At 67.5% G+C, this 26,517-nt stretch carries 27 protein-coding genes; 15 read left to right on the forward strand and 12 right to left on the reverse strand.

The annotated features are described in order from the left end of the window. Positions 1-20 precede the first annotated feature (20 nt). Both M0R89_RS23535 and M0R89_RS03170 read left to right on the forward strand, forming a co-directional pair. Positions 21-1,241: a sensor histidine kinase gene (locus M0R89_RS23535; RefSeq protein WP_248651119.1), complete on the forward strand. Its 1,221-nt coding sequence runs from the start codon at positions 21-23 to the stop codon at positions 1,239-1,241. After that, entirely contained in the window at positions 1,238-1,861 is a 624-nt protein-coding gene (locus M0R89_RS03170) for a class I SAM-dependent methyltransferase (protein ID WP_248651120.1), read from the forward strand. The genes M0R89_RS23535 and M0R89_RS03170 overlap by 4 nt, the downstream gene beginning before the upstream one ends. Before the next feature lie 10 nt (positions 1,862-1,871). Here M0R89_RS03170 and M0R89_RS03175 read toward each other — a convergent pair whose 3' ends face one another. The 3 genes from M0R89_RS03175 to pyrG are packed head-to-tail and all read right to left on the reverse strand — an operon-like array spanning position 1,872 to position 4,799. Beyond that, complete coding sequence (locus M0R89_RS03175) at positions 1,872-2,192, reverse strand: DUF7126 family protein (protein WP_248651121.1); 321 nt, start codon at positions 2,190-2,192, stop codon at positions 1,872-1,874. 1 nt (position 2,193) lies between these two features. Beyond that, complete coding sequence (gene guaA, locus M0R89_RS03180; RefSeq protein WP_248651122.1) at positions 2,194-3,111, reverse strand: glutamine-hydrolyzing GMP synthase; 918 nt, start codon at positions 3,109-3,111, stop codon at positions 2,194-2,196. Further along, a complete protein-coding gene (gene pyrG / locus M0R89_RS03185; RefSeq protein WP_248651123.1) occupies positions 3,111-4,799 on the reverse strand; it encodes a CTP synthase in 1,689 nt (562 codons plus the stop codon). Before pyrG ends, guaA begins: the two co-directional genes overlap by 1 nt. Before the next feature lie 253 nt (positions 4,800-5,052). Here pyrG and M0R89_RS03190 point away from each other — a divergent pair, with 253 nt between their 5' ends. Beyond that, positions 5,053-6,168 (forward strand): S1C family serine protease, encoded by a 1,116-nt coding sequence (locus M0R89_RS03190; protein WP_248651124.1) that lies wholly within the window; start codon positions 5,053-5,055, stop codon positions 6,166-6,168. Positions 6,169-6,284: 116 nt separating this feature from the next. Here M0R89_RS03190 and M0R89_RS03195 read toward each other — a convergent pair whose 3' ends face one another. After that, positions 6,285-6,899 carry an alpha/beta hydrolase gene (locus tag M0R89_RS03195; RefSeq protein ID WP_248651125.1) on the reverse strand — a complete coding sequence of 205 codons (615 nt, stop codon included), beginning with the start codon at positions 6,897-6,899 and terminating at the stop codon, positions 6,285-6,287. Positions 6,900-7,081: 182 nt separating this feature from the next. On the opposite strand from M0R89_RS03195, the gene M0R89_RS03200 reads away from it, so the two are divergent. Continuing rightward, positions 7,082-7,906, forward strand: coding sequence for a PspA/IM30 family protein (locus tag M0R89_RS03200; protein ID WP_248651126.1), 825 nt, complete (start codon positions 7,082-7,084; stop codon positions 7,904-7,906). Here the strand turns inward: M0R89_RS03200 and M0R89_RS03205 are convergent. Then, on the reverse strand, positions 7,903-9,309 hold the full coding sequence (locus tag M0R89_RS03205) for a hypothetical protein (RefSeq protein ID WP_248651127.1): 1,407 nt from the start codon (positions 9,307-9,309) through the stop codon (positions 7,903-7,905). The genes M0R89_RS03200 and M0R89_RS03205 overlap by 4 nt on opposite strands. A gap of 140 nt (positions 9,310-9,449) precedes the next feature. Here M0R89_RS03205 and M0R89_RS03210 point away from each other — a divergent pair, with 140 nt between their 5' ends. The 5 genes from M0R89_RS03210 (at position 9,450) to M0R89_RS03230 (ending at position 13,298) form a co-directional block, all read left to right on the forward strand. Next, positions 9,450-10,490 (forward strand): DUF7972 family membrane protein, encoded by a 1,041-nt coding sequence (locus M0R89_RS03210; protein WP_248652310.1) that lies wholly within the window; start codon positions 9,450-9,452, stop codon positions 10,488-10,490. Positions 10,491-10,580: 90 nt separating this feature from the next. After that, complete coding sequence (locus M0R89_RS03215; protein WP_248651128.1) at positions 10,581-11,033, forward strand: desampylase; 453 nt, start codon at positions 10,581-10,583, stop codon at positions 11,031-11,033. A 58-nt stretch (positions 11,034-11,091) separates the two neighbouring features. Continuing rightward, on the forward strand, positions 11,092-12,138 hold the full coding sequence (locus M0R89_RS03220; RefSeq protein ID WP_248651129.1) for a zinc-binding dehydrogenase: 1,047 nt from the start codon (positions 11,092-11,094) through the stop codon (positions 12,136-12,138). Next, positions 12,135-12,458 carry a DUF7977 family protein gene (locus M0R89_RS03225; RefSeq protein WP_248651130.1) on the forward strand — a complete coding sequence of 108 codons (324 nt, stop codon included), beginning with the start codon at positions 12,135-12,137 and terminating at the stop codon, positions 12,456-12,458. Before M0R89_RS03220 ends, M0R89_RS03225 begins: the two co-directional genes overlap by 4 nt. Positions 12,459-12,659: 201 nt before the next feature. Then, positions 12,660-13,298: a MogA/MoaB family molybdenum cofactor biosynthesis protein gene (locus tag M0R89_RS03230; RefSeq protein WP_248651131.1), complete on the forward strand. Its 639-nt coding sequence runs from the start codon at positions 12,660-12,662 to the stop codon at positions 13,296-13,298. A gap of 34 nt (positions 13,299-13,332) precedes the next feature. Here the strand turns inward: M0R89_RS03230 and M0R89_RS03235 are convergent, their stop codons facing one another. Further along, positions 13,333-13,713 (reverse strand): Ig-like domain-containing protein, encoded by a 381-nt coding sequence (locus M0R89_RS03235; RefSeq protein ID WP_248651132.1) that lies wholly within the window; start codon positions 13,711-13,713, stop codon positions 13,333-13,335. Positions 13,714-13,798: 85 nt separating this feature from the next. After that, a complete protein-coding gene (locus M0R89_RS03240; protein WP_248651133.1) occupies positions 13,799-14,386 on the reverse strand; it encodes an NUDIX hydrolase in 588 nt (195 codons plus the stop codon). Positions 14,387-14,782: 396 nt separating this feature from the next. On the opposite strand from M0R89_RS03240, the gene carB reads away from it, so the two are divergent. After that, positions 14,783-18,067: a carbamoyl-phosphate synthase large subunit gene (gene carB, locus M0R89_RS03245; RefSeq protein WP_248651134.1), complete on the forward strand. Its 3,285-nt coding sequence runs from the start codon at positions 14,783-14,785 to the stop codon at positions 18,065-18,067. 28 nt (positions 18,068-18,095) lie between these two features. Here carB and M0R89_RS03250 read toward each other — a convergent pair whose 3' ends face one another. Together M0R89_RS03250 and M0R89_RS03255 are read right to left on the reverse strand one after the other, a co-directional pair. After that, positions 18,096-18,371, reverse strand: a complete 276-nt coding sequence (locus M0R89_RS03250; RefSeq protein WP_248651135.1) for a hypothetical protein — start codon at positions 18,369-18,371, stop codon at positions 18,096-18,098. A gap of 56 nt (positions 18,372-18,427) precedes the next feature. Further along, positions 18,428-18,784 carry a DUF5802 family protein gene (locus tag M0R89_RS03255; protein WP_248651136.1) on the reverse strand — a complete coding sequence of 119 codons (357 nt, stop codon included), beginning with the start codon at positions 18,782-18,784 and terminating at the stop codon, positions 18,428-18,430. 220 nt (positions 18,785-19,004) lie between these two features. Between M0R89_RS03255 and M0R89_RS03260 the strand changes: the two genes are divergently transcribed. The 3 genes from M0R89_RS03260 (at position 19,005) to M0R89_RS03270 (ending at position 21,749) form a co-directional block, all read left to right on the forward strand. Then, the gene (locus M0R89_RS03260; protein WP_248651137.1) at positions 19,005-19,652 is read left to right on the forward strand and encodes a DUF1405 domain-containing protein; all 648 of its coding nucleotides are present in this window, start codon (positions 19,005-19,007) and stop codon (positions 19,650-19,652) included. 115 nt (positions 19,653-19,767) lie between these two features. Further along, on the forward strand, positions 19,768-20,838 hold the full coding sequence (locus M0R89_RS03265; protein ID WP_248651138.1) for a DUF7096 domain-containing protein: 1,071 nt from the start codon (positions 19,768-19,770) through the stop codon (positions 20,836-20,838). Between the two features lie 116 nt (positions 20,839-20,954). After that, positions 20,955-21,749 carry an ArsR/SmtB family transcription factor gene (locus M0R89_RS03270; protein WP_248651139.1) on the forward strand — a complete coding sequence of 265 codons (795 nt, stop codon included), beginning with the start codon at positions 20,955-20,957 and terminating at the stop codon, positions 21,747-21,749. 108 nt (positions 21,750-21,857) lie between these two features. On the opposite strand, the gene M0R89_RS03275 is transcribed toward M0R89_RS03270, so the two are convergent. After that, positions 21,858-22,349 (reverse strand): DUF8526 domain-containing protein, encoded by a 492-nt coding sequence (locus M0R89_RS03275; RefSeq protein WP_248651140.1) that lies wholly within the window; start codon positions 22,347-22,349, stop codon positions 21,858-21,860. Positions 22,350-22,562: 213 nt separating this feature from the next. On the opposite strand from M0R89_RS03275, the gene gatD reads away from it, so the two are divergent. Further along, a complete protein-coding gene (gene gatD / locus M0R89_RS03280) occupies positions 22,563-23,810 on the forward strand; it encodes a Glu-tRNA(Gln) amidotransferase subunit GatD (protein ID WP_248651141.1) in 1,248 nt (415 codons plus the stop codon). Position 23,811: 1 nt separating this feature from the next. Next, complete coding sequence (locus M0R89_RS03285; protein ID WP_248651142.1) at positions 23,812-24,738, forward strand: GNAT family N-acetyltransferase; 927 nt, start codon at positions 23,812-23,814, stop codon at positions 24,736-24,738. A 9-nt stretch (positions 24,739-24,747) separates the two neighbouring features. On the opposite strand, the gene M0R89_RS03290 is transcribed toward M0R89_RS03285, so the two are convergent. Both M0R89_RS03290 and M0R89_RS03295 read right to left on the reverse strand, forming a co-directional pair. Then, entirely contained in the window at positions 24,748-25,944 is a 1,197-nt protein-coding gene (locus tag M0R89_RS03290) for a DUF7972 family membrane protein (protein WP_248651143.1), read from the reverse strand. A 150-nt stretch (positions 25,945-26,094) separates the two neighbouring features. Further along, positions 26,095-26,370 carry a ubiquitin-like small modifier protein 1 gene (locus M0R89_RS03295; RefSeq protein WP_248652311.1) on the reverse strand — a complete coding sequence of 92 codons (276 nt, stop codon included), beginning with the start codon at positions 26,368-26,370 and terminating at the stop codon, positions 26,095-26,097. Positions 26,371-26,517 lie beyond the last annotated feature (147 nt).

The raw sequence follows: 26,517 nt of genomic DNA on the forward strand, positions 1-26,517 counted from the left end.
ACCCGACCTCCGGAAACGTGATGGTGAACCGGCCCTACTTCCGCGGCGGACCGAACTGGGGGCGCGTGATATCGGCGCTCGGACTGCTGTACGTCGCCGTTTCGGTCGGCCGGTTCGCCGCGGTCGTGGGTGCCGGCGACTCACTTACTGAGGCGCTTCTCAACTTCGTTCAGGTCGGCGGTCCGGGAATCGTCCTCCTCTACGGCGGGATTCGTCTCCCGGACACCGAACTCCGCCCGGAGGCGTATCCCCGCGTCGTCGCGTGGTGTCTCGGCGGGGCCGCGGTGTTGCTCGGGGTGGTGGGACTGCTCTTGCTCGACCCCGACGTGAACGTCAACCACCTGCTTTGGTCGACCGTCCTCGCCGCGGCCGTCGGCAATCTCGGCGGTCTCGCCATCGGAGCGAACGAGGCGAGAGCCATCTCTCGCGCCCGCGAGGCCGAGGACCACGAGCGCGAGCTACAGCGTCAGAACGACCGACTCGAATCGTTCGCCAGCATGCTCGCCCACGAACTCCGAAATCCGCTGAACGTCGCCCAGATATACCTCCCGCGGGCCGCGGCGGGCGGCGAGGACGCCGCTGCGGAGGTCGAGGCCGCCCACGACCGCATCGAAGAGATGATAAATATTATGCTCGTCACGGCTCGGAACACCGATTCGTGCGTCGAGCGTGAACGCGTCTCGCTCGGGGATATCGCCGCGGAGGCGTGGGCGGACTTACCCGCCCGACGGGCGAACCTCGTCGTTGAGACCGACCGGAGCGTCCGCGCGGACCCGGTTCACCTCCGACACCTGCTCGAAAACCTGTTCGGGAACGCGGTCGAACACGGCGACGAGAGCGTGACCGTTCGGGAACGCGGTCGAACACGGCGACGAGAGCGTGACCGTTCGGGTCGGCGACCTCCCATCGGGTTTCTACGTCGAGGACGACGGGCCCGGCATTCCGGCCGACGAGCGCGGGACCGTCTTCGACGCCGGGTACACCACGGACGCGGACGGCATCGGTCTCGGTCTCACCTTCGTGGCGCGACTGGCCGAGACCTACGGCTGGGACTGCACGGTCACGGAGAGCGAGAGCGGCGGTGCGCGCTTCGAGTTCGAGAACGTCGAGGCGGAGACCGCAGAACGGGAGTCGAACCGCGCATAGCCGGATCGCTCGCCAGTCGGAGCCGAGAAGTTTGGTACGCCGAGCCACACGCCCCCGAAACTTACGTTCGCCGAACGAGTCCATCGACGCGATGAGCGACAGAGACGCAGTCCGTCGCGCCTACGACGAGATGGCCGAAACCTACGCCGCCGAGCGGTCCCAAGGGGGTCGCGGAGTCGAGATACTCGCGGGATTTCTGGACACCCTCCCGGAGCGGCCTCGCGTCCTCGACGCCGGATGCGGGCAGGGAACGCCGGTGCTCCGGCGACTCGCCGACGCCGGCGACCCGGTCGGTCTCGACTTCTCGGGCGAGCAGTTGCGACTGGCGAGCGAGAACGTTCCCGACGCACCGCTCGTCCGAGGCGACATGACGAAACTCCCGTTTCGGGACGACGCGTTCGACGCCGCGACCGGTTTCCACTCGCTGATTCACGTACCGCTCGACGACCACGCGACGGTCGTCGAGGAGTTCGCGCGCGTCCTCCGGCCCGGCGGGCGCGTCCTCCTGACGGAAGGAGTCGAGGAGTGGTCCGGGGAGAATCCCGATTGGCTCGACAGCGGGGTCGAGATGCGGTGGGATATCGCCGGGGCCGAGGCGACGAAAGACCAGTTAGACCGCGCCGGGTTCGCCGTCGAAGACGAGTGGCTGGTGGTCGACGAACTGGCCGACGACGAGGTGCAGAAACCGTTTATCGAGGCGCGATTAGAAGACTGAGCAACCGCTCTCAGGCCGCCAGTTCCTCGGCCACCGCCTCGGCCGAGAGCAGTTGCGGGTCCACGATGAGGTCGGCCTGTCCGCGGGCGAAGTCCGGCAGGTCGTCCTCGGTGTAGACGACCACGTGCAGGTCGTCGTTGAGGTCCTTCGCGACCGGGATGACGGTCGCGCCCTCCGTCTCGGTCAGCACGAGAGTGTCGGCGTCGGTGATGCCGGCCTCTTCGAGCGCGGGCCGGTTGGCCACCGCGTCGATGCGCGTCAGTTCGACGCCCTCGGCTTCGAGGGCGTCGCCCAGTCCGTCTCGGTCGGGGCCGACGAGGATTGCCTTCATCTCACTCGTACTCGATAGTCGCGGGCGGCTTGTGGGTCACGTCGTACACTACCCGCGAGACGTTGTCGTTCTGTCCCGTGATGCGGCTCTGGATGCGCTGGAGCGTCTCCCAGTCGATTTCTTGGGCGCGGGCGGTCATCCCGTCGCGGCTTTCCACGGAGCGCACCGAGACCACGTAGCCGTGGACCCGGTTGTCGCCCTTGACGCCGGTCGCCTTGCCGAGGACCGCGGCGAACGCCTGCCACGGGTCGTACTCCGCCAGTTCCTCCTCGACGACGTGGGTCGCCTCGCGGGCGACCTCCAGTTTCTCGTCGGTGACTTCCCCGAGGATGCGGACCGCGAGGCCCGGACCGGGGAACGGCATGCGCTCGGAGATTATCTCTTCGAGGTCGAGTGCGCGGGCGACCTCCCGAACTTCGTCCTTGTAGAGGTCGCGCATCGGTTCTACGATACCCTCGAAGTCCACCACGTCGGGCAGGCCGCCGACGTTGTGGTGGGATTTGATGGTGCCCTCGCTCTCGATGCGGTCGGGGTAGATGGTCCCCTGCACCAGATAGTCGGCGTCGGTCTCCTCGGCGACCGTCTCGAACTCCCGGATGAACTGCTCGCCGATGACGTGGCGCTTCTCCTCGGGGTCGGTGACGCTCGCCAGCGCGTCGAGGAACCGCTCTTTCGCGTCCACGATGCGGAGACTGTCCATGTAGTCGAACGTCTCGCGAATCTCGTCGGTCTCGCCCTTCCGCATCAGGCCGGTGTCGACGTAGACGGGGGTGAGTTGGTCGCCGACGGCCTCGTAGGCCAGCGCGGCGGCCGTCGAGGAGTCCACGCCGCCAGACAGCGCGATGACGGCGTTGGCGTCCCCGACTTCTTCGCGAATCTCTGCGACCTTCTCGTCGATGAACTCGTCGGTGTTGACCATCAGACTTCGACCTCCTCGGGGTCGTTCGCGTCGGTTTCGGAGTCCGTTTCGTCGTCAGTGCGCCCGTCGCGCCGGTCGAGGACCGCGTCCAGCAGTCCGACGAACGGCGGACTCGCGCGGGTCGGCCGCGACCGGAACTCGGGGTGGAACTGGGTGCCGAAGAAGTACGGGTGGCCCTCCAGTTCGAGTATCTCCATCCGATTGCCCGACTCGCCCGAGAACACGAGGTCCGAGTCCTCGAATTCGTCGAAGTATTCGGGGTTGACCTCGTAGCGGTGGCGGTGGCGCTCGGTGCAGGAGGTGCCGCCGTAGACCTGCTCGGCCAGCGTTCCCGCTTCGATGTCGGTCTCGTGAGCGCCGAGTCGCATCGTCCCGCCGAGGTCTTCGAGGTCGTACTGCTCGGGCAGGAGGTCGATGACCGGGTGGGGCGTGTCTTCCTCGATTTCCGCGGAGTGAGCGCCCTCCAGTCCGAGGACGTTCCGGGCGTACTCCACGACCGCGAGTTGGAATCCGAGACAGAGACCGAGGTAGGGCACGCCGTTCTCGCGGGCGTACCGGATGGCCTCGATTTTACCCTCGGTGCCGCGGGAACCGAATCCGCCGGGCACGACGATGCCGTCGGCGCCGTGGAGGCGCTCCTCGTGGTCGTCGGCCATCTTCTCGGAGTCGACCCACCGGACGTTCACGTCCACGCTCTTCTCCAGTCCGGCGTGCTTGAGCGCCTCGTTGACCGACATGTAGGCGTCTTCGAGGTCGTACTTCCCGACCAGCGCGATTTCCACTTCGCCGTGGGTGTCCTGCGTGACGAGGTCGCGCCACGTGTTGTCGCGCTCCGCGGGCGGAAGCGCGTCGTCGGTGAGGTCGAATCGGTCCATCACGTACTCGTCGAGGCCTTCCTCCTCGACCATCAGCGGGACGTGGTAGATGTCCTCCACGTCCGGGTTCGAGAAGACGGCGTCGGTCGGCACGTCGCAGAACAGCGCAATCTTCTCCTTGGTCGAGGGGGCGAGTTCGTCCTCACACCGCCCGACGAGGATGTCGGGTTGGAGGCCGATAGACCGGAGTTCCTTCACGGAGTGCTGGGTCGGCTTGGTCTTCTGTTCGCCGTTCTTCGAGTAGGGGACGAGGGTGACGTGAGTCAGCAGGAAGTCTTCCTCGTCCTCCTCGTGGGCGAACTGCCGGAGGGCTTCGAGGAACGGCATGCCCTCGATGTCGCCCACCGTGCCACCGACCTCCACGATGCAGACGTCGTGGCCCTCGGCGGCCTCCCGAATCCGGCGCTTGATGTCGTCGGTGACGTGCGGGATGATTTGGACGGTCTTGCCCAAGTAGTCGCCCGCGCGCTCCTTCTCGATGACGTGCTGGTAGGTCTTGCCCGTGGTGACGTTGTGGTCGAACGTCATGTCGATGTCGAGGAACCGCTCGTAGTTCCCCAAATCGAGGTCCACCTCGCCCCCGTCCTTGAGGACGTACACCTCGCCGTGCTGGAAGGGGTTCATCGTCCCCGCGTCGACGTTGAGGTAAGGGTCGATTTTGACCGCGGTCACGTCGAACCCGGCGTTGGCCAGCAGACGGCCGGTGCTGGCGGCCGTGATGCCCTTGCCGAGTCCCGACATGACGCCCCCGGTGACGAAAATGAACTTGTTCCCGAGAGAGGGGTCGTAATCAGTTTCCGGTTCTGTCGGCATACTGGGTGTCGGCGGCCGCTGTTCAAAACGATTTCGGAGCGAGAAAGCAGCGTCAGGAGGTGGCACGATTGGCGGCGCTCGACCGGCCGCGCGCCGCGGTCGGCCCGGCGGAATCCGCGGTTTCGGGAATCACGGCGGGCGCCGGTCTCCGGGGTCGTCTGGCCCACCGTTACTGGGCGTCCGGACGCCGGTTCCCGGCGCCGCCTCGGACGCCATCCCAACCTTCTTTATCGGATAGTGGGAGGCCAAACTGATGGAACCGACTCGCAGGCGCGTCCTCGGCACGCTCGCGGCCGCGGCGACGGCCGGTGTCGCGGGGTGTTCGAGCGACTCGTCGCCGACAGCGAACAGCGCCGACGCCGGAGAACGAGCGACGACAGAGAGACCAGCGGACAGACCCGCACGAGACGCGTCGGAGACGACCGTCGCCGACGCCGACAGCGTCTACACCCGCGTCTACCGCCAGACCTCCGACTCGGTCGCGCTGATTCGCACGCCCCGAGGGTCCCAGGGGTCGGGGTTCCTCTACGACGACCGCCACTTCGTGACCAACTACCACGTCGTCGGGTCGGCCGACCGCGTCAGCGTCCAGTTCGACGACACCCTCTCGCGAGTCGGCCGGGTCGTCGGTCGCGACCCCCGGAGCGACCTCGCGGTAATCGAGGTGGAAGTTCCCGACGGCGTCGCACCGCTCGAACTCATCGACTCCGAACCGTCCATCGGCACTCGCGTCGCTGTCGTCGGGAGTCCGTACGGTCTCCGCGGGTCGCTGACCTCCGGCATCGTCAGCGGCGTGGACCGACAGGTGCCGAGTCCGGTGGGCGACTACCTGATTCCCAACGCCATCCAGACCGACGCGCCGGTCAACCCCGGCAACTCCGGCGGTCCGCTCGTGAACCTCTCGGGGAAGGTCCTCGGCGTCGTCAACTCCGGGGGCGGCGACAACATCGCGTTCGCCATCTCGGCCTCGCTGGTCCGACGGGTCGTCCCGGCGCTGGTCGCGGACGGCGAGTACGACCACCCCTACCTCGGCGCGAAGACGACGACCGTCACGGAACTGGTCGCGCGAGCGAACGAGTTCCCGACCGCCGAGGGCGTCCTCGTCGTGGACGTTCCGTCCGGGGTCCCGGCGAAGGGGCAACTCCGACCGTGTACGCGGACGCGGCTTGTCGAGGGGTTCCGCGTGCCGGTCGGCGGCGACGCCATCCTCGCCGTCGACGGGACGCAGATTCAGACCGACAAGGACCTCCACGCGCATCTCGCGCTCGAAGCGAGTCCCGGCGACACGCTGTCGGTCCGGATTCGCCGCGACGGTGAAGTCAGAACCGCCCCCGTCAAAGTCGGCGAGCGGCCCGCGCTGGTCGCGTGAGGCGCGTTCGCTCGACTACGTCCTGCCCGGACTGCGTGTCGCCGAACCGCCCCGACGCCGACTCCTGCAGTCGGTGCGGGGCGTCGCTCTGAATCTCGCCCGGCGCGGCGTGCGTGCTACGCCTCGCCGAGGTGTTCGCCCAGAAACCCGCCCACAGCGTCGGCGACCTTCTCGTGCTGACCTACGAAGAAGTGGTCGGCGCTCAGTTCCACGACCTCACAACCCAGCTCTCGCGCTCGCTCGACAACTGGTTCCCACTCGACGGTGTCGTCGCGCGCCCCGTAGACGACCTGTACCGGCCCCTCGATGTCGTCGAGCGCGGCCACGGTGTCCAAATCCTCGGCCAGACGCGCGGTGGGCGCGAGCAGCGAGACGGCGTCGGGTTGCGGTTCGACGGTCGAGGCCGCCAGCGCGGCGACGGCGGTCCCGAAACTGAACCCGAAGATACCGACGCGGTCGTACCGGTCGCGCGCCCACCGGAGAGCGTTGCGGGCGTCCTCGCGTTCGCCGTACCCCGCGTCCCACTCCCCGTAGTCGAATCGCAGGCAGGCGATTCCGGCGTCGGTGAGCGCCTCGCTGACGGCGGTCAGGCGCTTGTCGCCGCGGTGGCCCCGGTGTTGGGGATGGGGCGGACAGGCGACCGCTATCGCGTCGGCGTCGGCGGCGTCGGGCGCGTCGAGGGTCGCGCGCACGTCGCGGCCGCCGGGAATCGGCAGGTCCTCGGAGTTCATGGGCGTCTCTTGTCCGAGGATTCAGATAAGGGTTGCAACTAGCGTTCGAGTCGAGCGAGAGCGGTTTCCGAAAGCCACCGGCCGGCCAGCGCTCGGCCAGCGGAAGCCCAAACGGCGTGCGTCCGTCTGACGACTGTTGGGGAGGTGAGGATTTTAAGGGTCAGGTCACGAAAGAGGGTGGTATGGGAGTGCTTTCACGCCTGTCGTACGTCGTCCGGTCGAAGATAAACGCCGCGCTGAATCGGGCCGAAGACCCCTCCGAGACTCTCGATTACTCCTACGAGCAGATGCGCGACGAGTTGCAGGAGGTCAAGCAGGGCATCGCGGACCTGACGACCCAGAAGAAGCGACTCGAGATGCAGAAGCGCCGCCTCGAGGAGAACGTCGAGAAACACAACGAACAGGCCCGCGAGGCCGTGAATCAGGACCGCGAGGACCTCGCCCGGCGCGCGCTGGAGAAGAAAAAGCAGAAGATGAACCAGATAGAGGACCTCGAAGGCCAAATCGCCAGCCTCCAGAACACGCAGGACAACCTCGTCGAGAAGAAAGACCAACTCCAGAACCGCATCGAGGAGTTCCGCACGAAGAAAGAGAGCATGAAGGCCCGCTACGAGGCCGCCGAGGCCCAGACTCGCGTCTCGGAGGCCATGACGGGCGCGGGCGACGAGATGGAGGACGTGGGCCGCGCCATCGAACGCGCCGAGGAGCGCACCGAGGACATGGAGGCCCGCTCTGAGGCGATGGACGAGTTGCAGGACTCGGGCGTCTTCGAGGACGCGCTCTCGGACAAGGACAGCCTCGACCGCGAACTCGAAGAGGTCCGGACCTCCGGCGAGGTCGACGCCGAACTCGAAACCCTCAAAACCGAGATGGGCAAGGGGTCGAGCGACGCCGGCGAGTCGGACGCCGAACCCGCGGACCTCGAAACCGAGGTCGAGACCGAGTCCGCCGACGAGGACATCGAGGCCGAGTTAGAGGAACTCAAAGACGACGACGAGAGCAGTTAACCGTCGGTTTCGTTCGACTCCGTCTCCGAACTGTTTGCCGGGTCGTCCGCAGATTCGCCCGCCGCGTCGGCGAGACTCTCGGCGGTGTCGGCCACCTCGGCCGCCGTGATGCGGACCGTCGCGCCGTCTCGCTCGACGACGTAGTGCACGCCCGGCGCGTGGTCGCTGGCCGGGACGAACAGCGTGTCGCTGTTATCGGTCTCGCTGCTCGCACGCGCGCCGTTCGCGTCGAGCATCTCGCGCCACGCGGCCGCGAACTCGCGGGCCTCGCGTTCCGATTCCCACGTCGTCACCCAGTGAGTCGCCGGTCCCGTCGCGCCCGCGGCGGCGTAGTAGTACATGCGGTCGTTGGCCCATCCGTCCGCGACGTCGGCCGCGCGGGCGAACGACAGGCCGTTCATCCGGAGCGCGTGGCGGACGACCAACTCGCCCACTCTGTCCGCGTGGTAGCGCGTCAGATTCCGGTCGTCGGGAATCTCTGGGTCGGGCGGAAGCGGGACGCGCTCGACCGTTTCGCCGGGGTGGAGGAGTTCGGCGGTCGAGTTCGGCGGTCGCTCGATGGCGGCCGACCGGTCCGCGGGCGAACTCCCGGCCGACTCGTAGTACTCGTAGCCGTAGTAGTAGGGCGTCCCCGCGACGCTGTGGGGCCACGCGGCCCGCGCCAGCGTCCGGTTGTACTCGCTGACCGAGTAGTCGCTGTCGTCGTACTTTTCGAAGTACTGTTCGGTCACCCACATCGCGTCGCCCTCCACGATAGCGGTGGTGACGAGGCGCGAGTCGGTGGTCCACCGGTCGAACTCCGACCGGAACTCCCGACGCGAGGGCGTCAACAGGTCGTGCTGGAACTGGAGGGCGTGGACGAACTCGTGGGCCAGCACCGCCTCCTGCGAGACGCCGTGTTCGGCCAAGTCGGACTCGTTCAGCAGATAGATGTGGACCGCGGCTTGGCGCTCGACCGTGTACCCCAGCGGTTGCCTGTGCTCGGTCGAGGCGTTCGAGTACAACTGGAGCGCCTGCGCGCCGACGGGCCGGATGGCTCCGAACGTGTCGCGAACGTCGTAGGGCGGCCCCTCGTCGGCGTCGTACTCGTGGAGCGTGATGCCCTGCGTGGCCGAGAGGTCGCGGAGTTCCTCGACTCGACTCAACACCGTCGACGGGTCGTAGTCGGGGTCGAACCCCTCGGTCTCGATTTCGACCGTCTCGTCGGTCGCCGTCCGGTTCGCCCCCGGCGCGTCGCTCGTCCCCGCCACCCCGTGTGTCTCAGGCACTCCGTCCAGTCCCGCCACCTCGTCCGGTTCCCGCACCTCGCTCGCTCTCGGAGTCCGGTCGCCCGCTGCTGGGGCCGCGCCCGCGAGGACGAGCACGACCGCCAGCGCGACGGCGAACCGGGTCGGCTGTGGCATACCGCCACACACGGCGCGGAACGCCAAAAGGCCCCCGGGTGTTTTCCGTAACGGGCGCGTAGGCGACGGACATGTCGGAGAGCGGAGCGTCGGGAGGCGACGGCGGGTCGAACGCCGACGGACCGAGTGGCGGCAGGCCGATGGGAGACGGCGGCGATTCCCAACCCCGCGACACGATGCGCGAACGGGCCGACGAGAGCAGTTGGAAGCTCTGGGTGCTGATGGAGGCCAACCGGTGGGCTGTCACCGGCGCGTTGCTCGTCGGGGTGTTCGCCGCGTTGGTCGTCGTGGGCGTCCTCGACCCCTCGCCGCTCCAGCGGTCGGTCGCTCAGTCCGACCCCACCGAGACGCTGTTTCAGGCGTTCGTGACCGCCATCATCACGGGCGTCACGCTGGTCGTGACGCTGAACCAGTTGGTCCTCTCGCAGGAACTCGGGCCGGTCGGCGACCAACGCGACCGGATGGAGGGCGCGATGGCGTTCCGCGAGGACGTCGAGCAGACCCTCGACAGTCCGGTCAGTCCGCCCGAACCGTCCGCCTTCCTGCAGGCGCTCATCGACGAGACCTGCTCGCGGGCCAACGACCTCGCCGACGCGGTGAGTGACAGCGACGACCCGGAGTTCCGGGCGGCGGTCGAGAACTACGTGGACGCCCTCGAAGAGAACGCCAACGAGGTCAGCGACGAACTGGACGAGGCGGAGTTCGGGAGCTACGACCTGCTGTCGGCGGTGCTCGACTTCAACTACTCGTGGAAGATTTTCGTCGCGCGCCGCCTCCACAACGAGCACGGAGACGCGCTGACCGACGACGCCGCGGCCGCGTTCGACGACTTGGAGGAGGTTCTGGGGTTCTTCGGTCCGGCCCGCGAACACTTCAAGACGCTCTACTTCCAGTGGGAACTGGTGGACCTCTCGCGGGCGATGCTCTACTCGGCGGTCCCGGCGCTGGTCGTGGCCGCCTCGATGATAGTCTACTACGACGCGAAGGCGCTTCCCGGCGCGACCCTCGGTATCAGCAACGACATACTAATCACGAGTTTTGCCGCGACAGTCGCCGTCGTGCCGTTCATGCTCCTGTTGTCGTTCATTCTCCGCATCGCGACGGTCGCCAAGCGCACCCTCTCCATCGGCCCGTTCGTCCTCCGGAACGTCGACCGGAGCGACGAACTCGACTTCGAGTAGCGAACCGGGCGGTCCAGTCGCGGGTTCGCCGAGTCGGTCCGACGGAATCGAAACCAGCACTTTTCCCCGGAGAGCGCCAATTCGAGACCAGTGCCGACGCTCCGCATCCCCGAATCGGTCCGCGAGGAAATCCTCGCTCGCGCGCGAGAGGGCGCGCCCGAGGAAGTCTGCGGTATCCTCGCGGGCACTCGCGAATCCTCTCCCCGCGACACTGACGACGACCACGCGGACCACCGCGTCGAGAGCCACTATCCGGCCGCAAACGTCGCCGAGACGCCGCGAACGAGGTACGAAATCGACCCGCGCGAGCAACTCGACCTGATGGAGTGCATCGAGGAGACCGGCCGCGACGTCGTCGGGTTCTACCACTCCCATCCCCGCGGGCCGGCCGAACCGAGCGCGACCGACGCCGAACTGGCGACGTGGCCCGGCCGGTCGTACCTCGTCGTCTCGCTCGGCGCCGACCCACCGGAAGTGACCTCGTGGCGGTGGTCCGGCGACGAGTTCGCGCGGGAGGACCTACGCGTCGTCGGCGAGGAGTGAGGCCGGTCGTCGGCCGCGTTGAGGTACAGTTTTACCCCGCGAAGCCGTCACGTCGAGTATGAAGGCCGTCCAGTTCAGCGACCACGGGGACCGGAGCGTCATCGACTACGGCGACTTCCCGGACCCGACGCCGGACCGCGACGAGGTACTGGTGGACGTGAAAGCAGGCGCGCTCAATCACCTCGACGTGTGGACTCGGAGGGGACTGCCCGGAATCGACCTCGACATGCCACACGTCCCCGGGAGCGACGCGGCGGGTGTCGTCCTCGAAGTCGGCGAGGACGTGACCCGGTTCGAACCGGGCGACCGCGTGGCGGTCTCGGCCGGCGTCTACTGCGGGAAGTGCGAGTACTGCCGCGACGGCGAGTACTCGATGTGCGTCAACTACCACATCATCGGCGAACACGTCCGGGGCGTCCACGGCGAACGCGCGGCGGTGCCCGAGGACAACCTCGTCGAAGTCCCCTCGGGCGTCGAGTGGGAGACGGCGGCGGCCGCGCCGCTGGTCTTCCAGACCGCGTGGCGGATGCTGCTCAACCGCGGCGACCTGACGGCGGGCGAGTCGGTGCTGGTCCTCGGCGCGTCGGGCGGCGTCGGCCACGCCGCGGTCCAGATAGCCGACTACGCGGGCGCCGAGGTGTACGCCACCGCGTCCTCCGAGGAGAAGTTGGAGTACGCGGCCGAAGTCGGCGCCGACCACACCATCAACTACGAGGACGAGGACTTCGCCGCCGAGATTCGGGAGTTGACCGGCAAGCGCGGGGTCGACATGGTGGTCGACCACGTCGGCGAGGCGACCTACCCCGACTCTATCAAGAGTCTCGCCAAGGGCGGCCGGGTCGTCACCTGCGGCGCGACCACCGGCCCGAACCCCGGTGCGGGCCTCAACCGCATCTTCTGGAATCAACTCTCGGTCATCGGTTCGACCATGGCGAACCCCGGCGAGGTGGACGACGTGCTGGAACTCGTCTGGGACGGCACCTTCGAACCCCGCGTCCGAGAGGTCTTCCCGATGAGCGAGACGGCCCGCGCCCACGAGATGCTCGAAGAGCGCGAGGGCTTCGGTAAGGTCGTCGTCGTGCCAGACAGCGAGTACGACGAATGACCGAGGACACCTACACCCACCGACCCGGGAGCGTCGAGGACGGAAGCCAGCGCGGTGACCGCGACGACGACCCCGACGGGCGCTACGGCGAGGAGTCCGACGCCCACCCCGCCGCGCCGGTCGAACGCGGGCGCGAGGAGTGGGACTGGCGCGGGTGGGTGCTGGTCGGCGTCGTCGTCCTCTGCTTCGTCGTCGTGCCGGCGACGATTCTCTATCTGCCGCCGGTCCGACCGTTCAGGTTCGCCTACCTCGTCCTCCCGATGATTCCGGCGCTCCTGCTCGGTGCGACCGCGGTCTGGTCGGCCCAGCGGTCGGAGTAAGTCTCTTTCTGGCTCCCGAGAGCCTTCTACACATTTCTTAGACACGGATAAATAGTTCTCTCGTCGGCTCTCGGACTCGCCGAGGTTGCGAGTGTCTGCGCGGCGACGGCGGCGCGGACGCGACCGGAACACGGGAACGTCTTCTGACACGAACTGCGCCGTCGGCGTTTATTTAAGTCCCCGTCTGCCAAATAATCACACATGGTCGATTTCCAGTCACGCGACACGCGGCGACACGACGAGGACGAGGAGTCGGTCGAGACAGAACCCGGTCGAGAGAGCGAGGACTCGACGCCGACCGACGAGACCGGTCGCGACGACGACCACCGCACCACTGACGAGGACCACCACGCCCACGACGTGGACACCCTCGGGGCGGCGGTGGTGACCGTCTCCTCCTCGCGGAGTCTCTCGGACGACCCGTCGGGCGACGCTATCGTCGCGGGACTCGAAGACGCGGGCCACAAGGTCGTGAGCCGCGACCTCATCGACGACGACTACGACGGCGTGCAGGGGTCGGTGAACGCGCTGGTCGGCCGCGACGACGTGGACGCGGTGGTGACGACCGGCGGGACCGGCGTGACGCCCGACGACGTGACCATCGAGGCGGTCGAACAGCTCTTCGACAAGGAACTGCCGGGCTTCGGCGAGTTGTTCCGCCTGCTCTCGCACGACGAAATCGGGACGAAGGTCGTGGGCACACGCGCGACGGCGGGCGTCGTGGACGGCGTAGTCGTGTTCTGTCTGCCCGGGAGCGAGAACGCCGCGCGACTCGGCGTCGAGCAGATAATCGTGGAGGAAGCGGACCATCTGGCCGGACTGGCGAGTCGCGAGGAGTAGGTCGGGCGAGCGACGAGAGCGGCGGTTTCTGCGGTCAGTGGACGATTCCCTGAAACTCGATTCGGTCCGAATAGACTCGAACGTGGACGCCCCTGTCGTCGCGGTGTTCGCCGCCCCACTCGTACGCCCCGCTCGGCCCGCCCTCGACCCGAGCGCGAATCTCGTAGGACGTGTCGTTCGCCAGCGGGTTCGCGAAACGCCGACTCTCGTCGGCGTCGAGCGTCACTGTCTCTCGGAACGCGCTCTCGGAGTCCGTCCGCGCTTCTACCGTGACGGTACTCCGTGAACTCGTCTCGTTCGACACGGACACGTCGTCGACGCTGAAGTCGTTCCGGCCGGGTCGCGTACAGCCAGCGACCGTACCGACGAACGCGAGAGCAGTACCGCGGAGGAGAGTTCGCCTGCGGAGACCCATCACGGAACGACTCTTACCGAGAGAGAAAGTGCCTTGTGGTCGGACGCTCGGTCGGAACGTCTCGGAGTCCCGATGCGGTGCGCGGCTACTCGAAGTCCCGCCGCATCGCGATTTCGAACCACGGGCAGAGTCGCAACTGCCGGTACCACTCGGGATGCTCGTGGAGGCGCTCGTAGGGCACCCACATCAGGCCCGCGACCTCCTCCTCGTCGGGGTCGAGCGAGAGGTCGTCCAGCGTGACCTTCAGTACGGCACAGACCTCGTGCTCGACGCCCGCGTTCTCGAAGTAGCGCTTGTACTCGAAGCGGTCGGTCACGCGCAGGTCGTCGTACTGGTCGGGCGTGATGCCCAGTTCCTCTTCGAGGCGCTGGCGGGTCGCCTCCTTCTGGGTCTGACCCTGCACCGGATGGGAGGCCACGGTGCCGTCCCACCACGTCCCCCAGAGGCGCTTGTCGGGCGCGCGCTGGGCCAGCAGGATGTTGCCGTCGCCGTCGAACACCAGCGAAGTGAACGCTCGGTGGCGAATCCCGTCGCCCGTGTGGGCGTCGAGTCGGTTGACGGTTTCCTGCTCCTCGTCGTCGGCGTCTACCGCGACGACGTGCTGGCGTGCGTTCTCGTGGCGGTCCTCGGGAGTCGACGTAGTGGCGTCGGCCGCCGTGTCGTCGGCGCTCATTGGCCTCTGCTTGTCGGGGATAGCTAAAACCGTCTTCGATAGTTCGCCGCGCCGATAGTGTGGTAATTATGTCATTGGCGCGGTCGCTCCAACCAACGATTCGTCTCACCGGTCGTTCGCTGAGGTTGGTTCGCCGATAGGTCCGGTAGTCGGAATCGCCGAGCGTTCCGACTGTCGAAGTTGACGAGCGTTCCGGTGGCCGAAGCCGCCGACCGCATCCGCGACCGGAAATTCCTCCGAGCGCGCGGCCAGTGGCCCGGTCTGAAGCGCGCCAGCGCCCCGGGAGGCCGGAATCCGAATCCCCGACGCGGGGAATACGAATTTCGAAATCGAATTCCGAGACTCGTAATTCATCGTCGGATTTATTACGATGAGCGAACTTTCCACTACCAACGAATGACCGACGACACCGCAGGCGACGGACGGACGATTCTGCTCATCGGTAGCGGACCGATTCAGATCGGACAGGCCGCAGAGTTCGACTACTCCGGCGCGCAGGCCTGCCGGGCGCTGCAGGAGGAGGGTGCGCGAGTCGTGCTGGTCAACTCCAACCCCGCGACCATCATGACCGACCCGGAGATGGCCGACGAGGTGTACATCGAACCCATCACGACCGAGGCCATCGCCGAAATCATCCGGAAGGAGAACCCCGACGGCGTCATCGCGGGCCTCGGAGGCCAGACCGGCCTGAACGTCACCGCCGAACTCTCCGAGGAGGGCGTCCTGGAGGAGTACGACGTGGACATCATGGGCACGCCGCTGGACACCATCTACGCGACCGAGGACCGCGACCTCTTCCGCCAGCGCATGCGCGACCTCGGCCAACCGGTCGCGCGCTCGACCACCATCACGCTGGACAACGACGAAGAAGTCTCGGCCATCACCGAGGAGGACCTCGAAGAGCGCGTCGAGGCCGCCGTCGAGGAAGTCGGCGGTCTCCCCGTCATCGCCCGCACCACGTACACCCTCGGCGGGTCGGGGTCCGGCGTGGTCGAAGACATGGACGAACTCCTCGTCCGCGTCCGGAAGGGTCTGCGCCTCTCGCGCAACGGCGAAGTCCTCATCACCGAATCCATCTCCGGGTGGGTCGAACTGGAGTACGAAGTGATGCGCGACGCCGGCGACTCGTGTATCATCATCTGCAACATGGAGAACATCGACCCGATGGGCATCCACACCGGCGAATCGACGGTCGTGACGCCCTCGCAGGTCATCCCCGACGACGGTCACCAGGAGATGCGCGACGCCGCGCTCGAAGTCATCCGCGACTTGGGGATTCAGGGTGGCTGTAACATCCAGTTCGCGTGGCGCGACGACGGCACCCCCGGCGGCGAGTACCGCGTCGTGGAGGTCAACCCGCGCGTCTCCCGGTCCTCCGCGCTCGCCTCCAAGGCGACGGGCTACCCCATCGCCCGCGTGACCGCGAAGGTCGCACTCGGCAAGCGCCTCCACGAGATAGAGAACGAGATTACGGGCCAGACCACCGCGGCCTTCGAACCGGCCATCGACTACGTGGTCACGAAGGTCCCGCGCTGGCCCAAGGACAAGTTCGGCGACGTGGACTTCGAGTTGGGCACCGCGATGAAATCGACCGGCGAGGCGATGGCAATCGGCCGGACGTTCGAGGAGTCGCTGCTGAAAGCCCTGCGCTCCTCGGAGTACGACCCCGACGTGGACTGGGCCGCGGTGGACGACGAGACGCTCGAAACCGACTACCTCCAGACCCCGTCGCCAGACCGTCCCTACGCGATGTTCGAGGCGTTCGACCGCGGCTACACCGTCGAGGAAGTCGTCGAACTGACCGATATAAAGGAGTGGTACGTCGAGCGGTTCCAGAACGTCGCCGACGCCGCCGTCGCCGCCCAAGCGGGCGACTTCGAGGCCGCCGCCGAGCGCGGTTTCACCGACCACGAAATCACCTCCATCGCGGGCGGGGAGTTCGACGACACCCACGCCTCGTGGCTCCCGGCCGAGGGCGAGGTCGGAGACGCCGGGAAGGAAAAATCGACCGACGGCGGAGGCGTCGCGGTCGAGGACGTGGAGGCGAGCGCCCCCGACCGCGACTTCAAGCAGGTGGACACCTGCGCGGGCGAGTTCGCGGCTTCGACGCCGTACTACTACTCGTCGCGCAGACCCGGCGCGGGACTGGGACGTAACGAGGTGCAGGTCGATAGGGACGTAGAGAGCGTCGTCGTGGTCGGCGGCGGCCCCATCCGCATCGGGCAGGGCGTCGAGTTCGACTACTGTTCGGTCCACGCGGTCCGTGCGCTCCGCGAGCAGGGCATCGAGGCCCACGTCGTGAACAACAACCCCGAGACCGTCTCGACCGACTACGACACCTCCGACGGCCTGTTCTTCGAACCGATTACCGCCGAGGAGGTCGCCGACGTCATCGAGACCACCAACGCCGACGGCGTGATGGTCCAGTTCGGCGGCCAGACCTCGGTGGACATCGGCGAACCGCTCGAAGCCGAAATCGAGCGCCGCGGACTCGACTGCGAGATTCTGGGCACCGCGGTCGAGGCGATGGACCTCGCGGAGGACCGCGACCGGTTCAACCGCCTGATGGACGAGATGGGCATCAGCCAACCCGAGGGCGGTTCCGCGACCAGCGAGGCGGAGGCGCTCGAACTCGCCCACGACATCGGCTACCCGGTCCTCGTCCGGCCCTCCTACGTCCTCGGGGGCCGCGCGATGGACGTGGTGTACGACGACGACGAGTTGAAGGAGTACATCGAGGAGGCGGTCCGGGTCTCGCCCGACAAGCCAATCCTCGTGGACGAGTTCCTCGCGGACGCGGTAGAGTTGGACGTGGACGCCGTGGCCGACGGCGAGGACGTTCTCATCGGCGGCATCATGGAACACGTCGAATCGGCCGGAGTCCACTCGGGCGACTCGGCCTGCATGATTCCCACCCGCGCTCTCGACGACGAGACGCTCGGCCGGGTCCGCGAAGTCGTCGAGGACATCGCGGTGGGACTGGACACGGTCGGCCTGCTGAACGTCCAACTCGCGGTGCAGGACGGCGAGGTACACGTGCTGGAGGCCAACCCGCGCTCGTCGCGGACCGTCCCCTTCGTCTCGAAGGCGACGGGGGTCCCCATCGCCAAACTCGCCGCGAAGGTGATGGCCGGCGAGTCGCTGGCCGAGTTGGACGCCGACGAGCAGGTGCCCGAACAGGTCAGCGTCAAGGAAGTCGTCCTGCCCTTCGACCGCCTGCCGGGGAGCGACCCGCGCCTCGGCCCGGAGATGAAATCGACGGGCGAGGTCATGGGCACCGCCGACACCTTCGGCAAGGCCTACGACAAGGCGCAGGACTCGACCGGGAAACCGATTCCCGAGGACGGCACCGCCTTGGTCGACCTCACGGACGACTTCGGGGAGTACTTCAGCACCGCGGAGTTCGGCAAGTACTTCGAGGTCGTCACGCCCGAGGAGTTCGAGGACGACGCCGACGAGTGGACCGACCGCGCCGAGCGGGCGGTCCTCGACGGCGACATCGACCTCATCGTCTCGCGGAACCGCGACCTGCTGGAGACCGCCGTCGAGGAGGAGATAACCTACTTCTCGACCGAGGCGAGCGCCGCGGCCGCGCTGGAGGCCCTCGACGCGAGGGACGAACCCCTCGACGTGGAACCGGTCGGCGACCGGCCCAAGCGGACCCGCGAGTGGGGCAAGTGACCGAGGCTGGTCCCGACGCGGTCGACGGCTAGAGAACCGCGAGACCGGCCGCCCCGCCCGCGAGCAGGGCCGCCAGCGCGTACCACGGTTCGCGCCGGACGGTCCGCTGGGCGGCCGGTATCTCGCCGGTGTACTTTAGTCCGAGCGCCACCGCGACGAACGTGGCAGTGACGCCGACCGCCACCGTCGTCCGGCCGATTCCGTGGGCGTAACCGGCGAGAACACCGATTATCGCGCCGAGGATGGCGGCGTGGAGTTCCGTGTACGTGAATGAGTTACCGCTCTGGAGGACAGCGTTTCCCATGGCCGGAGTTAGGAACCGCCGAGGTTAAATTTGTTTTCTCGGGTTCGAAAATAGGTTCACGTTCCCACGTTGGGAAGCTCCGCCTGATACCGGAGCAGTTGGTCGGCGCGCTCGGCCTTCGCCAGCAACACCTCTTTGAGCGTCGGCGGATTCCGGATGTCGGTGTCGTCGAGGAGGTCCTCGGGGAGCGCCAGCGTTCCCTCCGGGACCCCGTCCTCTCCGGAGACGGCGACGTGCTGATTGTCGACTTTCATCACGAGCGGACTGTCGAGGCGCTCGATGCCCTCGCCGGAGGCGTACAGTTGCTCGTTTATCTGTTCGTGCTGGTCGCGGCGGATGGCCGCGCGGTCGCCCTCGAACGGTTCGACGTAGAGCCGCCCGAGGTAGTAGCCGCTGGAGAACTCTGCGAACATGTGACAAGCTATCGTATATCGTTGCCACGGATGAACCTTTCGGGTAGAACTATATAGTAGCGCAAAACCAGTTTTAATACCCTTCGACTTCGACCGGTCGCTGTCGGTCGAGTGTCACTCACGCCCGTCGGCGGGCGCACCGTCGCCGAGCGGATTCGTCGCGCGTCCGCCCTCGACAGTTCTGAGAAGACCTATGACGCTGGCGTTCCGGACTGTCAGTATGAGAAGTTTCGAGCGTGTCGCGCGGCGATTTCTCGAAGACGGCCCGAACCTCGCGTGGCTTCTCGCGGTCAACGTGTTGGCGATGCTCGTCGGCGTGCGCTTCTACGTCGAGACGATGCCCGAGGTGCCGACCTACCTCTGGCCGTTCTACGCCGACTCGCCCGCCGCGCTGTTCCTCGTCACGCTCTCGCTGGCCACGCTCCTGCCGAATCTGGGCCGGCGCGCCGCCGACGCTCCCCGGAACCGCGCGCTCGCGTACCTCCACACGCTGGCGTTCGCGTGGTTGGTCAAGTACGGTCTCTGGACGTTCGTCTCGCTGAACCTCGGTTTCTCGGCGTACTTCGGGCCGCCGTGGAACAGCGACGCCTTCTGGGCCTACTGGTTCATCATCGCGACCCACCTCGGATTCGTGGCCGAGGCCGCCCTGTTGCCCTACTACGGCGCGACGACGCGGGGCGCGCTGGCGACCGCGCTCGCGGCCCTGCTGGCGAACGACGCCCTCGACTACCTGCTCGGTCTCCACCCGCCGCTCCGATACGACCCTGACCTGCTGTTGCCCGCGGCGACCGTCGCGCTCTCGATACTGGCGGTCGCGGCGGCGGCCCGCGCGTTCGACCGTCTATCGGAGAGTTCCCGTCCTACGTAGAGAGTTTCTACGCCGATTTTAAACTCTAAGGATGTTTTTGAGGGGCCGAAAGCGAGCCGTGAACGGAACGAACGAATGTCTGCCTTTTTAAGCTGGGGACCTAAAAGTCGAACCGATGAGCCCCTACCGAGCCGTCCTGCTGGCGCTGTTCGTCGTCGGAGGCGCGCTGTCGGCCGCTCCCGTCGGTGCGACGGTCCACGACGGCGGAGAGGCGACCCCCGAAATCGCCGCTCCGACCGGCGACAGAGTCGGACTCGCAGACGCGCGACCGATACCCGCCGTGAGTGACGCGTCAACCGCGAACAACAGCACCGACAACTCGTCGCTGGGTACGGACATCTCGTCGTTCATGCAGTCGAGCGCCGCCGAAGTCGACGGTGCGGTCGAGACCGGCATGTGGTCCGCGGCGTTCAACAGCACCGAAAACAGGTCGGTCCGCGTCGAACTGGTCGAGAAGCGGACCGCCGAACTCCGTAAGCGACTGGCTCAACTCCGCGAGCGCCGGCGAGAACTCGTCGCTCAGCGCGAGGCGGGCAACCTCAGCGAGACCGCGTACAAGGCGAAGGTGAGCCGCCTGCTCGGGGAGATTAACTCGCTGCAGTCCGCCATCGACACGACGACGAAGCGCGCGGCGGAAGCGAACGCGAACGTCGAGGCGCTCGGCGGCCTCCGAACGCAAGCGAAGAACCTGACCGGACCCGAAATCGCGGCGGTCGCGCAGAACGTGACCGGCGTCGGCGACGGACGGCGAGGACCGCCGAACGGCGTCGGAGCGAGCGCCGGTAACGGAAACGGCGTCGGAGCGGGCAACGGAAGCGCCGCGGCCAACGGTACGACGCCGGGCAACGGCAACCCGGGAAATGGGAACGGCGCGGCCGGTGACGGAAACGGCGTCGGTAACGGCATCGCAGACGCCGGCAACGAAACCGGCGCCGACAACGGGACCGGTGTGGGCAACGGAAACGGTCTCGGATCGGGCACCGGGAACGGCACCGGAGCGGGCAACGGAAACGGCACGGCCGTCGGCAACGCCACGACGAACGGCACCCGCGGCCCGCCGAGCGACGCCAGCGGTGCGGCGATAACTCGGGGGTCACAGGGCGACCCGGCCACCGCCTCCAGCGGCATCGTCGGACGAGTCTCCACCGCGTTCGTCCCGGGAGTCGGGGCCTTCGGAGCGGTCTGAGCGGGTCAGAGCCCACAGTATCGTCTCTCACTGACGCTTTGGGACTGTTCTCCCGACGGTTGGGTTCCGGACGAAAGACACGCTTTTGAGCGCGCGACGCGTAGCCCCGACACCGAATGGACTCCGCCGAGCTGCTCGACATACTGGGGAACGAGAACCGCAGACGCATCCTCCGCCTGCTCTCGCGCAAGCCCTGCTACGTCACCGAAATCAGCGAGTATCTCGGCGTCAGTCCGAAGGCCGTCATCGACCACCTCCGGAAACTCGAGGACGCCGGACTCGTCGAGAGTCGGACCGACGACCAGCGCCGCAAGTACTTCAGCATCTCGCGCAACCTCCGACTGGAGGTCAGCGTCTCGCCCTACGAGTTCGGGATGAAGAGCGCCTACCCCGCGAGCACGAACCTCGACGCGAGCAGGTGGCGCTACGTCTCGCTCAACGTCCAACTCGCCGCGACCGAGGAGGAGGAGGCGCTCGACGACGAGGACGAGGCGAACGGTGAGGAGGAGACGGACACCGAAGCGACCGACGGCGACGACCCGACCGACGAAACCGAGGAGTCGGGCGCGGACTCCGACGCGGGGGACGAGACGGTCGGGCGCGCCACCGACCTCGCGGCCGAACTCGACGAACTCCAGCAGCTCCAGCGCGAACTCTCGCTGGCCCAGCGGTGGGTCCACGGCCGACTCGCCGACGTGCAGGACCGCCTCGGCGACGCGCTCGACGGCGACGGCGAGAGCCGACTCCTCGCCGAAGTGTTGGCGGCCGTGGCCGGCGGTGCGACCACCGTCGGCGACGTGAGCAGAGCGGTCGAGGCGCCGGAACGCGTCGTGGCAGAGTCGCTGAACGAACTGGCCGAGCGCGGGTTCGTGCGGCGCGACGAGAGCGAGGAGTGGGAACTGGCGGAGTAGGTTGGAGACAGAACCGGCGGAGTAGGACGGGAGCGAGAGTAGCAGGAACGGACGGAGCAGACCGGGGAGCGGAAACCGGCGATGTAGAACTCGGTCGCGCGTTTCGGTTCAGATGTCGGCGGTCAGACCGTCGCGCAGGTCGCCGCCGAAGTAGGCGCCGAGCGTGCCCGCCAGCAGGCCGGTCCCCGCGCCGAAGACCGCGAGCGGGAGTCCCGCGTCGCCGAACGCGGTCAGCGCGAGATTGCCGAGCAGCGCGGTGAGTCCGGCCGCGACCGTCCCCGCGGCGGCCGATTCGAGAATCGTCGAGCGTTCGACCGCGAGTCCGAGGACGAAGGCGCCCGCGAACACGCCGAGGAGTCCCGCGAGGTTGTCGAGAATCGGGAGCGGGATGAAGGCGTTCCCGGCGAACATCCCGCCGCCGAGGAGGGCGAGCGCGACGAGGAAGATTCGAGGCGAGAAGATGCTACCGGCGCGGCGTTTGGCGCGCTGTACGAACGACGACGAGGACTGTGGCTCCTGCTCGCTGGCGTCGTCTCGGAGGGTCTCGGAGAGGTCGTCCGCGAACGAGTCACGGGTGCGCTGGTCGGAGCGCTGGGGCATACGGGTATGTGAGATGGCCGAGGTAATGGGTCTTTCCGTACTGCGAGTAGTCTCGGGTAAAATTCGACTCGGACGGGACGGAACGCCGCGTCGGAAGTCGGACGTTCCGCTCGAAACCCCTGCCCGTAGACCCGACTCGTCGCCGCGCCGTCGCCGAACTGTCCCACGCGCCGAAAAGATGGTTTCAAGTCCGGCGCGCCGGTACTCCGGAGTATGAATCCCGGCGACCGCGTCCGCGTCCAGCGGGCCGACCAGACCTACGAGGGCGTACTGCTCCCTTCCTCGACGAGCCAGAACCTCGTCGTCAAGTTGGAGGGCGGCTACAACGTCGGTATCGACAGAGCCGACGCCGACGTGGACGTACTCGAGAGCGACGTGTACGACATCGAGACCGGCGAGACCGACGAGGAGTCGGCGGTCGAGTTCGACCCCGACCTCCCGACCGTCTCGCTCATCTCCACGGGGGGTACTATCGCCTCGACGGTGGACTACCGGACCGGCGCGGTGACCGCGCAGTTCGACGCCGAGGACGTGCTCCGGGCGGTCCCGGACCTCGCGGGCCGAGCGAACTACCGCGGGCGCGTCGTCGCCAACATCCTCAGCGAGAACATGACCCCCGACGTGTGGCGGGACCTCGCGGAGGCCGTCTACGAGGAGATAGAGGCGGGCGCGGACGGCGTGGTCGTGATGCACGGCACCGACACGATGCAGTTCACCGCGTCGGCGCTGTCGTTCATGCTCGATACGCCCGTTCCGGTCGTCTTCACGGGAAGCCAGCGGTCCGCGGACCGACCCTCCTCGGACAACGTGATGAACGCGGTCTGCGCCGTCGAGGCCGCCAAGGCCGACGCCGCGGAGGTCATGGTCTGCATGCACGCGACCGAGAGCGACGACGCGTGCGCGCTCCACCGCGGGACCCGCGTCCGGAAGAACCACACCTCGCGCCGGGACGCCTTCGAGACGGTCGGCGCGAAACCCCTCGGAGAAGTCGCGTACGGCGGTGACGAGCCAGAGGTCACGTTCCGGCGCGACCACGCCGAACGCGGCGAGGCGGACCTCGACATCGCGCCCGAACTGGAGTCCGACGTGGAACTGCTGAAGTTCACCCCCGGCATGGACGAGTCGGCGCTCGACGTGGCCGAGGGCAAGGCGGGCCTCGTCCTCGAAGGCACCGGTCTGGGCCACGTCCACTCCGACTGGACCGACCGCATCGCGGAGTTGGTCGACTCGGGCACTACGGTCGTCATGACCAGCCAGTGCATCGAGGGCCGGGTCTGCGACCGGGTGTACGACACCGGACGGGACCTGCTCGACGCGGGCGTCGTGGAGGGCGAGGACATGCTCCCCGGCACCGCGAAGGTCAAACTGATGTGGTCGCTGGCCAACGGCGACGACCCCGAGGCGACCGTCAGAGACCCCATCGCGGGCGAAATCACCGAGCGGTCGGTCCCGTGGGAGTGAGATGACGGGCGCGACGATTCAACTGCGTGAGGCCCGCCACGAGGACTACGAACAGATAGCGGCGTTCACGCGGAACACGTGGCCCGCCCGCGAGGGCGGCGACTACATCCCGGACGTCTACCACGACTGGATAGACGGCGACGACCGCCGGACCGTGGTCGCCGACGCGGGCGACGACATCGCCGGCATCGTCCAATGCGTCCTGCTCTCGGACTGGGAATCGTGGGGACAGGGGATGCGGGTCAACCCCGAGTTCCGCGGACGCGGCGTCGCCAACCGCATGACCGAAGACCTGTTCTCGTGGGCGCGCGAGCAGGGCGCGACCGTGATGCGCAACATGGTGTTCTCGTGGAACGTGGCTGGACTCGGCCAGTCGCGCGCGACCGGCTACGACCCCGTCACGGAGTTCCGGTGGGCACACCCCGACCCCGACGCGGACGCCGACCCGGACGCCGAGGTCACCGCCGAACCCGCGGCGGCGTGGCGGTTCTGGACCGACAGCGAGGCCCGCGACCGCCTCCGGGGACTCGCGCTCGACGACGAGGAGACGTGGGCGCTCTCGGAACTGACCCGCGGCCACCTCCGGTCCGCGGCCGACGACGACGGCCTGTTCGTCGTGCAGGACGACGGGACCCGGGGCTTCGCCCACCGCGTCCGGGAGTACGAGCGTCCGGCCGCCGACGCCGACGACGGGGAGGCGACGCCCGAGTCGGAGCAGTGGGCCGAGTACGGCGTCGGCGCGTGGGCCGACGCCGAGAGCGCGGGCGCGCTGTTCGACGCGATAGCGCGCGACGCCGCCGACCGCGGGGCCGACCGGACTCGGGTGCTGATTCCCGAGACGCCCCGGTTCGTCAGCGACGCCGCGTTCTGTCGGGTCGAAGTCTCCGACGAACCGGACTTCGTTCTCGGTGCCGACCTGACGGCCTGAGGCGCCGTTTCAGTCGTCGGCCGCGGGTTTCTCGTCAGTGGATTTCTCGTCGGTAGACTGGTCGCTGTCGTCCTCGTGGGTCGGCAGGTTGGCGCCCGACACCGTCACGTCGTCGTCCTCCCAGTCGAACTCGTCGAGTTCGTCGCTCTGGCGCAGGACGAACGGTCCGGACGCCAGCGTCTGCAGCGTCACCGTCATCGCCCGGAGGACGTACGACGTCAGCACGAGGTACGGCGCGAGCGCGATGGTGTAGGAGAACGAGACGAACGCGACCAGCGGCGTGATGTTGTACAGTTCCACCTCGGGGAAGAGGCCGGCGTCGAGCGCGAGCAGGACGTAGGAGGTGTAGACGATGGTGGGGAGCGAGACGTAGAGCAGGCGGGCCGAGAGTCGGGAGAACTCCCGCTTGTAGTACAGCGACTTGAAGTACTCCCGGCCGGTGGCGAACACCTTCAGCGTCTCCACGAGGTCGTCGATGGCCTGCTGTTGGTCGTCGCTCAGACAGTGACCGTACTTGCTCTTGAATCGCCGAGCGACGTGGAGTTGCCACGAGTAGTCGTAGTTCAGGCCGGCGAGCAGGACCTTGAACGACCCGAAGTTCGCACCCGAGAGGGTTTCGCCTGCGTGCTCGGCCTCCTTGGAGACCTCCTCGGAGAATATCTTGGACTCCTCTGCGAACTTGTCGCTGTCGCCGTCCTCGGCGATGGCCGCGATGCCCTCGGCCTGCCGGTCGATGACCTTGAGGATGGTCCGCAGGAACTCGGCCGGTTGGGCCGGACTCACGTTCGACTCGATGAACTCCTCTATCTGGCCCCGGAACCGGACCGAGGCGTCGATGCGCTCGCGCTGGGTCTCGATGTCGGTTATCTCCTCGGAGAGGACGATGGAGTTGATGGAGACCACGATGGAGACCAGCAGGATGGACCCGCTCAACAGCGCGCTGAACAGCGTCTGGACCGTGTTGGTGTCCTTCAGCAGCGTCCGGAGGTCGAGCGGTCTAATGACCGACCCGCCGAGCAACACGGTCAGCACGCCCAGCAGCAGCGCCGTCGCGACCCACATGCGTCTGCCCCGGAGGAGTACCCACTGTCTGACCCGCCGGAACGGCGAACTCGGCGGTTCGCGGTCGCCCGGAATCAAATCGTCGAGCGAGTGCCCGTTCGAGTAATCGTCGAGCGAGTGTCCGTTCGAATCCCCGTTTCCCATTCCCACCAGGGTACGGTCAGGCGCGGTTAAGGCCTTCCGGCAGGTCCGTGAGGCGGCCCGTACCGGCGCGCAAGCGGCGTCTGTGAAGAAGGGCGCGAGCAGAAAGCGGTGCGTACCGGGGCGGGTGGCGGAGGAAGCGAGCGGCGGGCGCTATCCGCCGCTGACCGGCGGGAAGAGCGCGAGTTCGTCGCCCGGGTCGAGTTCGGTGTCGAGTCCCGCCTCGGCGTCGACGTTCGTTCCGTTCCGGAGGACGTTGATGTGGTCGCGCAGGTCGCCCTCGTCGTCGTAGATGCGGTCTTCGAGGCCGGGACGTTCGGCGACCAGCGCGGCGAGCGCCGCGCCGACGGTCTCGCCGGGTTCGGTCTCGACCTCGACCTCCTTCCCGCCGGCGATTTCGGCGAGGTCCGCGAACAGCTTCCACTCCATGCCCGCGAGTTGGTCGCGGGCGGCCTTTGTTCCATCGCTCTCGCGGGCCGGGAGCAGGTGTGGCGGGGGAGCGCCCCGAAAGGGGCGCACCGAGGTAACGAGTCGAGATAGCGAGTCGAGGTGGCGGGTCGAGGTAACGAGTCGAGA

The sequence above is a fragment of the Halorussus limi genome (assembly GCF_023238205.1).
Taxonomy (GTDB): Archaea; Halobacteriota; Halobacteria; order Halobacteriales; family Haladaptataceae; genus Halorussus; species Halorussus limi.

Excerpts from the sequence above, each read along its gene's own strand:
- M0R89_RS23535 (WP_248651119.1), top strand. The coding sequence starts at position 21 with ATGGTGAACCGGCCCTACTTCCGCGGCGGACCGAACTGGGGGCGCGTG.
- M0R89_RS03170 (WP_248651120.1), top strand. The coding sequence starts at position 1,238 with ATGAGCGACAGAGACGCAGTCCGTCGCGCCTACGACGAGATGGCCGAA.
- M0R89_RS03175 (WP_248651121.1), bottom strand. The coding sequence starts at position 2,192 with ATGAAGGCAATCCTCGTCGGCCCCGACCGAGACGGACTGGGCGACGCC.
- guaA (WP_248651122.1), bottom strand. The coding sequence starts at position 3,111 with ATGGTCAACACCGACGAGTTCATCGACGAGAAGGTCGCAGAGATTCGC.
- pyrG (WP_248651123.1), bottom strand. The coding sequence starts at position 4,799 with ATGCCGACAGAACCGGAAACTGATTACGACCCCTCTCTCGGGAACAAG.
- M0R89_RS03190 (WP_248651124.1), top strand. The coding sequence starts at position 5,053 with ATGGAACCGACTCGCAGGCGCGTCCTCGGCACGCTCGCGGCCGCGGCG.
- M0R89_RS03195 (WP_248651125.1), bottom strand. The coding sequence starts at position 6,899 with ATGAACTCCGAGGACCTGCCGATTCCCGGCGGCCGCGACGTGCGCGCG.
- M0R89_RS03200 (WP_248651126.1), top strand. The coding sequence starts at position 7,082 with ATGGGAGTGCTTTCACGCCTGTCGTACGTCGTCCGGTCGAAGATAAAC.
- M0R89_RS03205 (WP_248651127.1), bottom strand. The coding sequence starts at position 9,309 with ATGCCACAGCCGACCCGGTTCGCCGTCGCGCTGGCGGTCGTGCTCGTC.
- M0R89_RS03210 (WP_248652310.1), top strand. The coding sequence starts at position 9,450 with ATGGGAGACGGCGGCGATTCCCAACCCCGCGACACGATGCGCGAACGG.
- M0R89_RS03220 (WP_248651129.1), top strand. The coding sequence starts at position 11,092 with ATGAAGGCCGTCCAGTTCAGCGACCACGGGGACCGGAGCGTCATCGAC.
- M0R89_RS03225 (WP_248651130.1), top strand. The coding sequence starts at position 12,135 with ATGACCGAGGACACCTACACCCACCGACCCGGGAGCGTCGAGGACGGA.
- M0R89_RS03230 (WP_248651131.1), top strand. The coding sequence starts at position 12,660 with ATGGTCGATTTCCAGTCACGCGACACGCGGCGACACGACGAGGACGAG.
- M0R89_RS03235 (WP_248651132.1), bottom strand. The coding sequence starts at position 13,713 with ATGGGTCTCCGCAGGCGAACTCTCCTCCGCGGTACTGCTCTCGCGTTC.
- M0R89_RS03240 (WP_248651133.1), bottom strand. The coding sequence starts at position 14,386 with ATGAGCGCCGACGACACGGCGGCCGACGCCACTACGTCGACTCCCGAG.
- carB (WP_248651134.1), top strand. The coding sequence starts at position 14,783 with ATGACCGACGACACCGCAGGCGACGGACGGACGATTCTGCTCATCGGT.
- M0R89_RS03250 (WP_248651135.1), bottom strand. The coding sequence starts at position 18,371 with ATGGGAAACGCTGTCCTCCAGAGCGGTAACTCATTCACGTACACGGAA.
- M0R89_RS03255 (WP_248651136.1), bottom strand. The coding sequence starts at position 18,784 with ATGTTCGCAGAGTTCTCCAGCGGCTACTACCTCGGGCGGCTCTACGTC.
- M0R89_RS03260 (WP_248651137.1), top strand. The coding sequence starts at position 19,005 with ATGAGAAGTTTCGAGCGTGTCGCGCGGCGATTTCTCGAAGACGGCCCG.
- M0R89_RS03265 (WP_248651138.1), top strand. The coding sequence starts at position 19,768 with ATGAGCCCCTACCGAGCCGTCCTGCTGGCGCTGTTCGTCGTCGGAGGC.
- M0R89_RS03270 (WP_248651139.1), top strand. The coding sequence starts at position 20,955 with ATGGACTCCGCCGAGCTGCTCGACATACTGGGGAACGAGAACCGCAGA.
- M0R89_RS03275 (WP_248651140.1), bottom strand. The coding sequence starts at position 22,349 with ATGCCCCAGCGCTCCGACCAGCGCACCCGTGACTCGTTCGCGGACGAC.
- gatD (WP_248651141.1), top strand. The coding sequence starts at position 22,563 with ATGAATCCCGGCGACCGCGTCCGCGTCCAGCGGGCCGACCAGACCTAC.
- M0R89_RS03285 (WP_248651142.1), top strand. The coding sequence starts at position 23,812 with ATGACGGGCGCGACGATTCAACTGCGTGAGGCCCGCCACGAGGACTAC.
- M0R89_RS03290 (WP_248651143.1), bottom strand. The coding sequence starts at position 25,944 with ATGGGAAACGGGGATTCGAACGGACACTCGCTCGACGATTACTCGAAC.
- M0R89_RS03295 (WP_248652311.1), bottom strand. The coding sequence starts at position 26,370 with ATGGAGTGGAAGCTGTTCGCGGACCTCGCCGAAATCGCCGGCGGGAAG.